General features: G+C 70.6%; 7 protein-coding genes. 5 read left to right on the forward strand and 2 right to left on the reverse strand.

Annotated elements, in window-relative coordinates; genetic code table 11:
• The first annotated feature begins 111 nt into the window (after positions 1-111).
• The gene (locus ACFYXB_RS40510; protein WP_389590089.1) at positions 112-4,263 is read left to right on the forward strand and encodes a hypothetical protein; all 4,152 of its coding nucleotides are present in this window, start codon (positions 112-114) and stop codon (positions 4,261-4,263) included.
• 473 nt (positions 4,264-4,736) lie between these two features.
• Here ACFYXB_RS40510 and ACFYXB_RS40515 read toward each other — a convergent pair whose 3' ends face one another.
• Both ACFYXB_RS40515 and ACFYXB_RS40520 read right to left on the reverse strand, forming a co-directional pair.
• The gene (locus ACFYXB_RS40515; protein WP_389590091.1) at positions 4,737-6,923 is read right to left on the reverse strand and encodes a SpoIIE family protein phosphatase; all 2,187 of its coding nucleotides are present in this window, start codon (positions 6,921-6,923) and stop codon (positions 4,737-4,739) included.
• A gap of 191 nt (positions 6,924-7,114) precedes the next feature.
• Positions 7,115-7,750, reverse strand: coding sequence for a TetR/AcrR family transcriptional regulator (locus ACFYXB_RS40520; RefSeq protein ID WP_389590092.1), 636 nt, complete (start codon positions 7,748-7,750; stop codon positions 7,115-7,117).
• Positions 7,751-7,886: 136 nt separating this feature from the next.
• Between ACFYXB_RS40520 and ACFYXB_RS40525 the strand changes: the two genes are divergently transcribed.
• From ACFYXB_RS40525 to ACFYXB_RS40540, 4 genes are read left to right on the forward strand one after another with little or no spacing between them, the layout of a single operon-like run.
• Positions 7,887-9,032 (forward strand): VOC family protein, encoded by a 1,146-nt coding sequence (locus ACFYXB_RS40525; protein ID WP_389590093.1) that lies wholly within the window; start codon positions 7,887-7,889, stop codon positions 9,030-9,032.
• A complete protein-coding gene (locus tag ACFYXB_RS40530; RefSeq protein WP_351362692.1) occupies positions 9,029-9,967 on the forward strand; it encodes a fumarylacetoacetate hydrolase family protein in 939 nt (312 codons plus the stop codon). The genes ACFYXB_RS40525 and ACFYXB_RS40530 overlap by 4 nt, the downstream gene beginning before the upstream one ends.
• Complete coding sequence (locus ACFYXB_RS40535) at positions 9,964-11,589, forward strand: bifunctional 3-(3-hydroxy-phenyl)propionate/3-hydroxycinnamic acid hydroxylase (protein WP_389590095.1); 1,626 nt, start codon at positions 9,964-9,966, stop codon at positions 11,587-11,589. The genes ACFYXB_RS40530 and ACFYXB_RS40535 overlap by 4 nt, the downstream gene beginning before the upstream one ends.
• Positions 11,590-11,605: 16 nt before the next feature.
• A complete protein-coding gene (locus tag ACFYXB_RS40540) occupies positions 11,606-13,624 on the forward strand; it encodes an acetoacetate--CoA ligase (protein ID WP_389590097.1) in 2,019 nt (672 codons plus the stop codon).
• The last annotated feature ends 221 nt before the right edge of the window (positions 13,625-13,845 follow it).

Genomic DNA, 13,845 nt, shown 5'->3' on the forward strand with positions numbered 1-13,845 from the left:
GGGTGTCCTGGAACAGTACCGGCATCCCCACAGGGCCGTTCACCAGTGCTCTCTGTGAGCCGGCCGCCCTGTTCCCACCGAGAGGCGCATGGGCAATTGAAAATACGAAGAATGGGCATACGCTCCGGCGTGGTCGCCACCGTGCTGGGGCTTGCCGCGGGTCTGCTGGTCACACCGCCGGCTCAGGCGGCCCCTCAGCAGGGCGCGAAGGGCATCCGGCTGACCGCCGCCGCGATCGAGAAACTCAGCAAGCGGTACCAACCCCGGATCGACGGCACGCCCGGGCAGGTCGCCGCCCAGGAGGGCCCCGCCGCTGCCGCCCCGGAGCTGCCGGGCACCAAGCCCACCGTGACGGCGGGCTCGGGCACGCACACCGACACCTCGTCCACCGCCCCGGGCTTCAAGCGGACCGGCCAGTGGGAGACCGCGCGGGGCTTCGCCGAGGGTGTGGCGCTCGGCGGCACCAAGGACTGGGTGGGCGTCTTCAGCGGCGGCAACGTCGCCCGTTACGACGCCCAGGGCAAGCAGGTGTGGGGCCGCGGAGCCACCTCCTTGTACAAGGACTGGCAGGTGACCCCTGACAACTGGTTCCAGCCGTACGACTATCTGCCGAACCTCTATGTCGGCTACAACCCGTACCAGATGTCGGCCAGCGGCAAGCACCCGTACGTGACGGCCGACTTCAACGGCGACGGTGTCGACGACGTCGCCGTGGCCTACGTGGTGGGCGACTGGCCGGGCCGGCCGTTCTCGTCGCCCGGTTCGCAGCTCCATTACGGCACCTTCGTCACCGTCCTGGACGGCCGTACCGGAAAGGCGGCGTGGCACAAGCTGGTTCCCGGCTCCGTCGGCACCATGCTGGTCCAGGACGGCAAGCTGATCGTCGCCGACTCCACCGGCCCGGACTGGGGCGGCAATCCGGTCGCCGAACAGGGCGACAGCCGCAGCAACTTGACCGCCTACAGCTTCCGCCGCGCCGCTCACGGCAACCTCGCCGGGACCGCCGACTGGACCTACTCGACGCACGCGCCCTGGGCCCGCTGGGGCGATCTGACGTCGATGGGCGCCGGCCGGATCGCCGCGTCCTGGTCCGACACCCCCATGGGCCTGGGCAGCCCGCGCCCGGCCGCCGGCAACGTGCTCGTGCTCGACACCTCCGACGGCAAGGTCGCGTCGCACGCCAAGATGCCCGGCTACCCGCGCATGCTGTTCAAGGACCCGGGCGCGGACCGCGTCCTGGTGGTCGAGCAGAACGACCCGTTCGACAAGGTTCGCTGGGACCTGACCGCGATCGACGCGCACAGTGGCGAGCGCACGGTACTCGCCTCACGTGAGGGCACCGTGCCGGAGGCATTCCAGGTCCTGCCGAACGCCCACGGCGGTCAGACCCGGTTCGCGGTAGCCGAGCTCGGCATCGACGCCGACCTGTCGGACGGTCAGAGCACCATCTCCGGCTGGGACGTTCAGGGCCACACTCTCTGGTCCTACACCACTGCCTCCACGGTCGGCCGGCCCAACGCCCCGACCATGGAGCTGTCGTCCGACGCGAAGGGCAGCGAGGTGTTCGCCTCGCTCTCGGACCCGACGAAAGACACCGCCGCCACCCCCGCGGGTCCAGAGCACACCCAGCTCATCGGATTGAATGCCGCGACCGGTCACCTCGACTGGCGGCAGGAGGGCGCCGTCTCCGGCGACACGCTCACCCACTACCAAGGCGGACTCCTCACCGTCGGCTATGACGACACCGCGTACACGGTCAACCCCCGCAGCGGCAAGGTGCAGGCCATACCCCTGGCCGGCGACTTGTACGCGGCCGTCGCCACGGACGTGAACAGCGACGGGACCAAGGACCTGATCACCGGTGGTCAGAGCCGCGGCGTCTTCGCCCTCGACGGCAGGACCCTGAAGAAGGCAACGCCGACCGTCCTGTGGAGGGCCACGGTCGACAGCTCGGTGCACGCCCTGCGTCTCCTGCCGAACCCCGGCAAGGACACGGCCGGCGACTCCGTGGTGGCCGCGACCGATCACGGCTTCACCGTGCTGAGCACGCACACCGGTGACGTGCGGGCGCATGTGCACACCGGCGGCTATGTCGCCTCGCTCGCGGTCGTGGGCAACGGCCACGGCGGCTGCGAGATCGTCGTCCCGGGCAGCAGCCTGACCGCGTACACCGCGCAGGGCAAGAAGCTCTGGACGTACCGGCCGAAGGGCACGGAGGGCAAGAGCCTGGTCTTCTCCAGCGTCACCACGGACGACGCCGGACACCTGTTCTTCGAGTACGGCGGCACACACAAGGGGGGCTTGCCCAGGGAGGCCACCGATCCGGCGCCGACGGCGGTCAGCCTGGACGCCGCCACCGGCACCCCGATCTGGACCGAGACCCCGACCGGTTCGGGCGCCGTCGCGATCGTGCCGACCAACCCGGCCCTGGCCGATCCGAACATCCCGGGCGCGGACGGGCATGGTGTCGCCTTCGCGTACACCGGCGATCCCACGACCTACCAGCACCCGGTCCAGATCCTCGATTCCCGCACGGGCGCAGTGATCAAGACCTACGACAGCCCCGGGATGTCACAGGGCTTCGTCGCGTCCAAGAAGACCGGCATGGTCGAGATGCGCGAGTTCAACGACATGGTCTACCCGGCGGACGGCAGCGAGCCCTACGACGTGCCCACCTTCTTCGGCTTCTACTCCGGAGTGTTCGCCAAGTCCGTCGGCGGAACCGAAGCGTTCGTCGGTGCCTGGCAGGCCCTGTGGTCCTACGACACACCCTTCGCGGACAACGACGGGTTCCTCCGCGAGAGCGCCGTGGACTCCGCCTTGGGAGCGAGCCAGGTCCAGACAGCCGAGCTGGGCGATGGACCGGGTGACGACATGATCGGTCTCGCGCTCGACTGGCGCGCCCTGAACATCTCGGCCCAAGCGATCGGCAACGCCATCAACGACCTCGACTACTTCCCGCACGGCCTGACCACCTACAAGCTCTCCGAGGACGAGCCCTCCCGGATCCCCGCCCCGGGCGGCGGCACATCGGTCGCGGCCCCGTCGGCCGCTGCCCGGGCCGATCAGCCCTACGACAACCGCCCCCGCAGCGCGAGCCCGCTGAAGGAACTCGACATGCCGATCGGCACCGCTTCGGTCCCGATCGAGATCCAGAGCAAAACCGCGGCAGCCAAGAAGCTGAGCGTGGGCCGGGACAACACCAGCGAGGTCACCCGCGGCTACACCCCGCAGCAGATCCAGGCACGCCTGGGCCTCAAGGGCGACGGCACCGGCCAGACGATCGCGATCGTCGACGCCTACCACTACCCGACGGCGAAGCAGGACCTGAACCACTTCTCCGCGCACTTCGACCTGCCGCAGACCTGCGACACGGTGAGCGCGGGAGAGGACTGCTTCGACTTCCAGCAGGTCTACGCGGACGGCACCCAGCCCGACGGCGACACCGGCTGGAACGAGGAAGCGGCGCTGGACATCGAGTGGGCGCACTCGGTGGCCCCGCAGGCCAAGATCGTCCTGGTCGAAGGCACAGACCCGACCATGGCCGCGCTCTCCCGGGCCGATGACGTCGCCGCGGCACTGCACCCGGCCGCGGTCAGCAACAGCTGGGGCACCGGCGAGTTCTCCGAGGAGGCCTTCTACGACGGCCACTGCAAGCTGGCCGACTCGGTCTGCGTCCAGTCGACCGGGGACTCCGGCTACCCCAGCGGCTACTCGGCCACCAACCCCTACGCCCTGGCCATCGGAGGCACCAACCTCCGACTGGACGCCGACGGCAACACCACGGGTGAGACGGCGTGGAAATCCACCGGCGGCGGCCTGAGCTACTTCGAGCCGCGCCCGGCCTACCAGGACGGCGTGCAGTCCTCGCCGCTCCGGGCCACGCCGGACGTCAGCTTCGTGGCCGACCCATCCACCGGCGTGCCCGTCTACATGACCATGACCGTCGGTGACACCACCAGATCCGTGTGGTTCGAGGTGGGCGGCACCAGCCTGTCCGCCCCGATCTGGGGCGCGATCATCGCCTCGGCCGACCAGCTCCGGGCCGCCGCCGGCAAGCCGCACCTGGCCTCGCACGGTCCCGACGGAGACACGGCGCACACCGACGTCTACGCGCTCGGCAGCACCTCCCTGCGGGACATCACTTCCGGCTCCAACGGCCGCTGCGGCGCGGAGTGCACAGCCGGCCCCGGCTACGACACGGTTACCGGCCTCGGCTCGCCCATCGCGGGCGTCGACGCGGCCCTGGCGGCCATGAAGTAACCGTCCGATGCGAGCACGCAGGGGCCCGGCGTCCTTCTGGACGCCGGGCTCTGCCCGGCTGCGGCCACTGGATCGCCGAGGAACGCCCCGACGAGGTGAATGCGGTGCTCCCGGAATTCCTCGGCGCCCTGAACAGTTGACGATCAGTCGACTGCGGTCGAAGTCGGCACGTCTTTTGGCAGCTGTCCGCGGGAGCGGCGGGCGCCTACAGTGGTGCGAGCGCCGTCACAGCCTTGATCGCGGCCTGCGGTAGAGCTGGCATCTCGACGACGTCACATGTGGCTCCTCGCCGCGTCGTCCGCGGACGGAGTGCCGCCGCGCTGCCGTCGGCGATCGGTTCCCAGGCCGGCGAAGTAGGCGACGAGGTCGGGGTTGTCGACCGCCGCGGGGTTGAGGACCTGCTCGGCGGGGGCGCCCTGGAGGAGGCGTCGAAAAACCTCGCGATCGTCTCGGCGGGCCGGGGGAGATGGTGCTCATACGACCTCAGGAAGACCCTCCACGTCCAGTGCTGCCGCGTCCGAGAAGAGCTTCGGTGTGCCCGGGGCGCACTCCGCCCAGACCGTCTTGCCGCGGCGGGCATGGCGCGTTCCCCAGTGCTCGGCGAGTTGGGCGACGAGGAACAGGCCTCGCCCGCCCTCGTCGAAGACACGGGCCCGGCGCAGGTGCGGAGTCGTGCTGCCGGCATCCGCGACCTCGCACATGAGGGTGCGATCGTGGATGAGACGCAGCTGGATGGGAGGCTGGCCGTAACGGATGGCGTTGGTGACCAGTTCGCTGACGACAAGTTCGGTGGTGAAGTCGAGTTCCTCCAGTCCCCAGGTGGTCAGCTGCTCGGAGACGCTCGCTCTGACCCGGGCGACCTCGGCCGGGTCGGCATCTACGTCCCAGGTGGCGACTTGACTGTCCCCGAGGGTGTGGGTGCGGGCCAGGAGGAGTGCCACGTCGTCGTGCGGTCGGTCTGCGGGCAGCAGCGCTTCGAGGACGGTGTCGCAGGTCGCTTCCAGGGAGGTGGAGGACTGCGCGAGGGCTTGGCGCAGTCGGGTGAGGCCCGCCTCGATGTCGTGGTCGAGGGCCTCGATCAGGCCATTGGTGTACAGGGCGATGAGGCTGCCCTCGGGCAGGTCGATCTCCGCCGACTCGAATGGTAGGCCGCCCAGGCCGAGTGGCGGGCCGGCGGGCAGCTTGAGGATGTCGGCGGTTCCGTCCCGGGTCAGCACGACGGGCAGCACGTGGCCCGCGCGGGCGAGGGTGCAGCGGCTGGCGACGGGGTCGTAGACGGCGTACAGGCAGGTGGCCCCGATGTCCCCCGCGGATTCGGTGTCCGTTTGGACAGAGACTTCGGAAGAGACCTCGGCGGACAGGCGGATGACGACGTCGTCCAGGTGGGTGAGGAGCTCGTCGGGCGGCAGGTCGATGTCGGCGAGGGTGCGCACGGCGGTCCGCAGCCGGCCCATGGTGGCGGCGGCGTGGATGCCGTGGCCGACCACGTCGCCCACGACAAGTGCGACCCGGGCACCGGACAGCGGGATGACGTCGTACCAGTCGCCGCCCACGCCGAGCTGGGCGGCGGCAGGCAGGTAGCGGCAGGCGACCTCCACGGCGGACTGCTCGGGTGTACTGCGCGGGAGCAGACTGCGCTGGAGGGTGAGGGCGGTGGCGCGCGCGTGCGTGTACCGGCGGGCGTTGTCGATGGCCACCGCCGCCCTGGCTGCGACCTCCTGGGCGAGGAGCAGGTCCTCGTCCCCGTACGCGTCGGGCTTGTGGTGACGGAAGAACTGAGCGACACCCAGCGTGGTGCCACGGGCGCACAGGGGTACCAGCAGCATTGATGCGGACGGGCCGAGGTGGTGCCGTGAGGGCCGGCCGGTGACCAGGGCGCGAGCCGGTGGTGATCCGTCCGGATACCTGTGGAGCTGCTGCAGCGGAACCGACGATTCCCTGTAGATCTCTTCCAGGTAGGTCGTCTCGGGGTAACCGTCCATCGCCGACCGCTGGACGACCCGGCGGACCACGAGAGTGTCCTTCGCAGGAGACTCCTCTCCGGAAGACGTGTCGAGGAGGTCGACCGTGACGGCGTCGGCGAGGTGCTCGGTGGCCAGGTCCGCCAACTCCTGGGCGGTGCGGGCGATGTCCAGGGTCGTTCCGACGCGTACGCTCGCCTCGTTCACCACCGACAGCCGCCACTGCACCTGGCGATCCCGCTCCTCCTGGAAGGCCAGGACGCCCGTCTCCGATGTGTGGTCCGTGTACTCGGTCGACAGTGCGATCAGCTTGCGTGTCGCCGCGGTGATCGGCTCTACATCGCTGGTGAGCCGGGGCAGCTCTTCGAGCAGCCGGTCGAGGATATGGCCCTGCGAGAGCCGGAAGGCGCGCAGCATTGCTGTGACCGGCTTCCCGCGCTGAGCCAGCCGACGCACGCGCTCTGCGTCGCCGGCCGGCGGATCGATCCGCCTTGGCTCGATGTCGTGCTCGATACCAAAAAGCATGGTGATGACGTGCTCGGCGACGTTCTCCCGCGTCATCTGTGCGATGTCCAGTTCGTCCCACAGCTCGGGGACCTCGCGCCGCAGGCATTGCTCTACGTCGTGGATCACCTCGTCCGCCCGCGGGCTGAGTTCATGCGCGGCACGGGACAGGAGACTGTCCGCGGTGAAGTCCACACTGGCGACGTTACGCCGTCCTGGTGGACCGCGAAGCCTCAGCTGGCCGCATCTGGTTGCGCGGTGTCGGGGAGGAGCCCGGTCTCACGGGCTGGTCGTGGTCGAAGTTGAGGGTCCGCGCAGCCACCGGCGGACGGGTGGCGCCCACGGTTTCCGGTGTCCACGGGTCCTGGCGCAGCCGGTGCTCCGGGTCAACTGAGGTCGGGCAGCGGCCGCCGGGTCACCTGGTGGGCGTCGTCCGGCGGGAGGCCGAGCATGCGCAGGACCATCTCTGCCAGGTCGGAGGCGGCCTCGTCGCCGTCGAGGTCGGGGCGGGCCAGCCGCAGCGCCACGAGGGACAGCAGGGTCCCGCCGAGGGCGGACAGGGCGGTGGTCGGGTTGGTGCAGGTGAAGCGGCCCGAGGCGATGCCGATCTCCAGGTCGCGCAGGGCTCGAGGGGCGAGGCCCCGGTCGGTGTGGATCTGGGCCAGACCGCGGTCACGCAGGATCCGCATGAGTTCAGGGTGGGAGTCGGCCATCCGGGCGGTGAGCCGGAAGCCCGCCGCGACGAGCTCGGCCGGGTCGTCGATTCCTCGTACGCGCTCGTCTATGACCTGCCCGAACTCGTCCAGGGCATCTGTCACCGCGGCGTCGAACAGCTCCGTCTTGGACTCGAAGTGGTTGTAGAAGGAGCCGAAACCGACGTCCGCGCGCTCGGCGATGGCTTGGATGCTGGCGCTGGTGTCCCCGGTCTCCGCGAGGATCTGCCGGGCCGCACGGACGAGCGCCTGACGGGTCTCGGCACGGCGCCGCTCGAAGCGGTTCTTGGGCGGGGCTGACGTCGGCATACGGCGAGTGTAACAACCGTCGCGATGAGTCTCCATTAGTGATGAGATCATCAAGTATTTGGGTCCACCCTATTGACGATGGGTAACGGCAAAGTTGATGATTTCCTCATTACAGCAGTGTTGCTTGGAGGACACCATGTCCCACACCCCCGTTAACAGGGCCGCTCCCCAGACGCCCCACCAAGACCTCCATGGTGAGCAGGGCGCCCTGCGCGGAGAGCACCCCGGACGTTCCCGGAATCCCGTGATCAAGGCGGCGGATCTGGCCTGGCTTGAGTTCGAGAAGCCGGACCTGGACCGGGCCGAGGTCTTCGCGCGTGACTTCGGGTTCACGATCGCCGCCCGCACCGAGGGGGAGCTGTGGCTGCGCGGCACCTTCGCCGGCTCACCCTGCATGGTCATCCGGCGTGGGCGTGCGTCCCGGTTCATCGGGCCGGCGTTCCGCGCGGCCGAGCGGGCCGACCTGGACCGGCTGGCCCGCGCCACCGGCAGTACCGTCCGGGACATCGGCGTACCGGGCGGTGGGCAGTCGGTCGCCCTGCTCGATCCCTCGGGCCTGCCGGTCCGGGTCGTGCACTGCGCCGAGCAGCTGCCCGCGCTGCCCGAGCAGCAGCCGCTGATCCTCAACTTCGGCACCGAACCCCGTCGTACGAACGCCACCCAGCGTCCGCCCCGCGAGCCGTCCCGTATCCAGCGGCTGGGCCATGTGGTACTGGAGACACGGGTGTTCACCCGCACCCTGGACTGGTACCTGGACACCCTCGGGATGATCGCGTCCGACTTCCTGTTCCTGGACGGGCAGCGCGGGCGCGGGCCGACGATGGCGTTCATCCGGTGCGACCAGGGGAGCGTGGCCGTCGATCACCACACGCTGGCCCTGCACCTGGGGCCCGGAACCGGCTACGTCCACTCGGCCTACCAGGTCACCGACCTCGACGCGATCGCCGCCGGTGGGGAGTACCTGGCCGAGCGCGGCTACAAGCGCAGCTGGGGCATCGGACGGCACATCCAGGGCAGCCAGCTGTTCGACTACTGGCGCGACCCCGACCACTTCATGCTGGAGCACTTCGCCGACGGCGACCTCTTCTCCTGCGACCTGGAGCCCGGCTGGGCACCGATGTCGGCGAGCGGCCTGGCCCAGTGGGGCCCGCCGGTCACCCGAGACTTCCTGGGCGCCAACCCTTCTCCCGCCAAGCTGCGCGAGGTCATGGCGGCCCTGCGTGGCGACAACGAACTCGACCCCGCACGCCTGCTGGGCCTGATGAAAGCGATGAGCTCATGAGCACCAACGTTCTGCGCACCATTGACGGCTGGTGGGTCGTCCGGGACGAGCGCGCCGTCCGCATTGACACCAAGGCCGTCACCACCGCCGAACTGCTCGCCGACCGGGACGCGGTCCGCGAAGCCGCCGCCTCCGCCGAGAGCGGCACGCCCGTGGCCGACCTGGTGGCGCTGCCTCCGGTCACCACCCCGTGCAGGGTGGTCGCTCAGATGGTCAACTACCGCAGCCACGCCAAGGATTCGGGCTTCACCGGCGACATCCCGCCCGCCTTCTTCCGCAAGGCGTCCGGCTCGGTCAGCGGCCCCCATGACACGATCATCCGCCCCGCGCACGTGAAGTTCCTCGACTACGAGGTGGAACTCGGCCTCGTCATGGGCGCGACCCTGCCCGTGGGCACCGTCGTCGAGGAGCAGGACCTGCCGCGCTACGTCGCCGGCCTTGTCCTGACCAACGACGTCAGCGCCCGCGACGTCCAGTTGACCAAGACCCAGTTCTACGAGAGCAAGTCCTACCCGACCTTCACACCGACAGGGCCGTACCTGGCACTCCTGGAGCCCGAGGACTTCGCCCATCTGCTGAACCTGCGGCTGCGGCTGTCGGTCAACGGCGTGCCGCGCCAGGACCGCACGCTGGCCGACATGATCGTACGCCCCGCACAGGCGCTCACCCTGCTCTCCCGCTTCCAGACCCTCGACCCGGGCGACCTGCTGCTGACCGGCACTCCCGGCGGCACGGCCCTGAAGGCCCCGCCCAAGGCGGCCGAGAAGATCGGTGCGCTGCTGCCGCCCGCACTGAAGTGGAAGGCGTTCTTCAAGGGCCAGGCCAAGAACCCCCGCTACCTGCGCGACGGTGACCTCATCACCGCCACGATCGCCACCGCAGACGGGCGGATCGACCTCGGCGAGCAGCGGACCCCCGTTACGGACGCTCCATGAAGGCCGCATCCCGGAGACCGGTGGTGATCATCGGTGCCGGACCCGTCGGGGTCACGGCCGCCCTTCTGCTCGCCCGGCACGGAGTGCGCAGCTTGCTCCTCGAGCGCCACGGGGACATCTACCCCCTGCCGCGCGCCGTCGTCGTGGACGACGAGATCCGTCGGATCCTGCAGAGCGTCGGTGTCCACGAGGAGTTCGCCGCCCTGGCGCGCCCGGCGCCCGGGCTGCGGCTGATGGACGCCCGGCGCCGCGTGATCACCGAGTTCCCGAGGTCCCTGCACGGACACCACGGCTTCCCGCAGACCAGCATGTTCGACCAGCCCGAGCTGGAACGCCTGCTGCGTGACGCCCTGGCGCGCCGCCCGGAGTGCGAGCTGTGGAGCGGGGTGGAGGTCGTGTCCGTCACCCAGTCCGTCGCACGGGGCACCGACGGACCGAACGATCCGACGGCTCCGGTGCGGGTGACCTTCCGCCGTGAGGGCGGCAGCGACGAGGAGGAGCACCTGTGGGCCGATGCCGTCCTCGGCTGCGACGGTGCGGGCAGCCTCACCCGTGACGCCATCGGCGCCGTATGGGAGGACCTGCACTTCGAGGAGAGCTGGCGGGTCATCGACGTGCGCACCAGCCGCCCGGTGCGCACCTGGGAAGGCGCCGAGCAGATCTGCTGCCCCACCCGGCCGGCCACCTTCATGCGCGTCGGCGACGACCGCTACCGCTGGGAGTTCCGGCTGGCCGACGATCAGCACCTGGACGGCCCGGACGGATGGGAGCGCCTGCGCGAGCTGGTCGCCCCCTGGGTGGACCTGCCGCCCGACGCCTCGACGGGCGACGACTTCGAGGTGATGCGGCAGGCGCAGTACACCTTCCGAGCCCGTCTCGCCGACCGGTGGCGCAGGGGGCGTGTCTTCCTGCTGGGCGACGCCGCCCACCTCACCCCGCCCTTCGTCGGGCAGGGTCTGTGCGCGGGCCTGCGTGACGCCCACAACCTCACCTGGAAACTCGCGCGCGTGCTCCAACAGGGCGCACACGAAGGGCTGCTGGACACCTACGAACGCGAGCGCAAGCCGCACGCCCGCCATGTGATCCGCGTGGCGGTCGCCGTCGGCTGGGCCATGACCGGCGGACAGGACCGCGGTGCGGCGTTCCGCCGGGCCGTCGTGGGCACGGCCTGCCGCATCCCCGGCGTGACCGCGACGGTGAGCCGCGACCTCAGCCCCGCACTGACCGCCGGTCCACTCGTACGGCGCCGCCCCAGGCTGACCGGCCGCGTGCTGCCCGGCACCTTCTGCCCGCAGCCCTGGGTACGGCACGACGGCAGGCGGGTGCGCCTCGATGACGTCCTCGGGGACTCCTTCGCCGTCCTGACCGCCGTGCCACCCACGGCGCAGATGACGGCCGTGGCCACCGCACTGGGCGCCCCGACGATCCACGCCGACGACCTGGGCGAGGACGGCACCCTGGCCGGCTGGCTGGCGCGCGGCCGTGCCGACGCCGTCCTGCTGCGCCCCGACCGCGTCGTGATGGACACCGTCCCGGCCGGCGCCGGCGACTTCACGGACACCGTCGCCTGGGCCCCCCTGCTGCACACGGCCCGCCGTACCGCCGACGCCCGGCCCGCCTGACGAGGAGCACCACACCATGACCACCCCGCACCCCGCGCCGTATCCGGAACCCTTCTTCACTCCCGACCCGAAGTCGGCCGCCCACAGCCGCATCGCGGACTTCGCCCGATGGGCGGCCCGGCACCGGGGCGCCAAAGGGATCCAGGACCCCACGGACTACCGAGCCCTGTACCAGTGGTCCGTCACCGACCTCGAAGGGTTCTGGGCCGCGGTGTGGGAGTACTTCGACATCGACGCGACGACTCCGTACGAGCGGGTGCTGGCCGAGGAGACCATGCCCGGCGCCCAGTGGTTCCCCGGCGCCACCCTCAACTACGCCCACCACGCGCTGCGCAACCTGCACCCGGACGCTCCCGCCATCACCGCCCTGGACGAGACCGGAGCCGACTACGAGATAACGGGCCGGGAGCTGCGCGCCCGGGTCGCCTCCGTCGCCGCCACCCTGCGCGACCTGGGCGTCGGACAGGGCGACCGGGTGGTGGGCTATCTGCCCAATACCCCCCACGCCGTCATCGCCTTCCTCGCCACCGCAAGCCTGGGCGCGGTGTGGTCGGTGTGCGGCCAGGACTACGCACCCAAGGCCGCAGCCGACCGCTTCGCCCAGCTCGAACCCACGGTCCTCATCACCGCTGACGGCTATCTCTTCAACGGCACCACGCACGACCGCCGCGCCGCCTCGCTCGAACTGGCCGCTGCCCTGCCGACGCTGAAGGCCACGGTGCTCGTGGACCACGTGGGCCTTGCGTGGCCCGAGGGCGGGGAGTCGGGGCTGACGGTTCCCTGGGAGGACGCGGCCACCCGCGTCGAGTACCTCACCATCGCCCTGGTGCCGTTCGACCACCCTCTGTGGGTCGTCTTCTCCTCCGGCACCACCGGCCTGCCCAAGGGCATCGTCCACGGGCACGGCGGGGTCCTGCTCGAACACCTCAAGACCCTCGGCCTGCACACCGATCTGGGCACCGGGGACCGCCTGCTGTGGTACACCACCACCCACTGGATGATGTGGAACCTGGTCGTCTCCACCCTGCTGACCGGTGCCACCACCTGCACCTACGACGGCAGCCCGGCACCGCATGCGCGCCCGGACATCCTCTGGGAGCTGGCGGCCCGCCACAAGGTCACGGTCTTCGGCACGAGCCCGCAGTATCTGCTGGCGATGGCCAAGCTGGGCGTCGAACCCTCCGTGCACGACCTGTCGGCCATCCGCGTCGTCGGTTGCACGGGCTCCGCTCTGCCCGCCTCCGCGTACCCCTGGGTCCGCGATCATGTGGGCGCAGGCATCCAGCTGGCCTCCACCAGCGGCGGCACCGACATCGTCTCCGGTTTCGCCGGCGGCGCCCCCACGACCCCTGTCTGGGCGGGGGAGCTGTCCGCGCCCAACCTGGGTGTGGCGCTGGCCGCGTACGACGACAAGGGCACCCCGGTCCTCGACCGGGTCGGCGAACTGGTCGTCACCCGCCCCATGCCGTCCATGCCGCTGTACTTCTGGAACGACCCCGACGGCAGCCGCTACCGCGACGCCTACTTCACCGCCTACCCCGGTGTGTGGCGGCACGGCGACTGGATCACGCTCACCTCGCACGGCTCGGTGATCGTCCACGGCCGCTCCGACGCCACCCTCAACCGCAACGGCGTGCGCCTGGGCAGTGCCGACATCCACGACGTCGTCGAACGCCTCCCCGAGATCACCGAGGCCCTCGTCATCGGTGCGGAGGAACCCGACGGCGGCTACTGGATGCCGCTCTTCGTGGTCCTCGCCGACGGGGTCGGCCTGGACGATTCCCTGCGCGAGAAGATCCGCGACGCGGTCCGCACCGGCGCCTCACCCCGCCACGTCCCCGACGAGATCCTCGCCGTACCGGCCCTCCCGCACACGAAGACCGGCAAGAAACTCGAGGTTCCCGTCAAGCGCCTGCTCCAGGGTGCCCCCGCCGAGCAGGTCCTGAATCCCGCGGCGGTCGACAACCCCGACCTGATCGGCTACTTCGCCCGCCTCGGCGCGGAGCGGAACAAGCGGTCAGCACACCACACATGAGTCGGCCAGGGGACCACAGGCCCACGTGACAGCACCGGGTCCTTGTGCCCTCGCCCGACTCCGCAAACCCCGTCCCCACCGAGTGGTGGGGGGGGGGGGGGCCCCGCCCCCCCCCCCCCCCCCCCCCCCCCCCCCCCCCAACCCCCGCGGGGGCGCGAGGGCGGGGGGGGGTGAGGGGGGGGGTGGAATTTGCCCCCCGCGGGGGGGGGGGGGGGCAAGGG

This window comes from Streptomyces sp. NPDC002619 (assembly GCF_042889305.1).
In the GTDB taxonomy this organism is placed as follows: domain Bacteria; phylum Actinomycetota; class Actinomycetes; order Streptomycetales; family Streptomycetaceae; genus Streptomyces.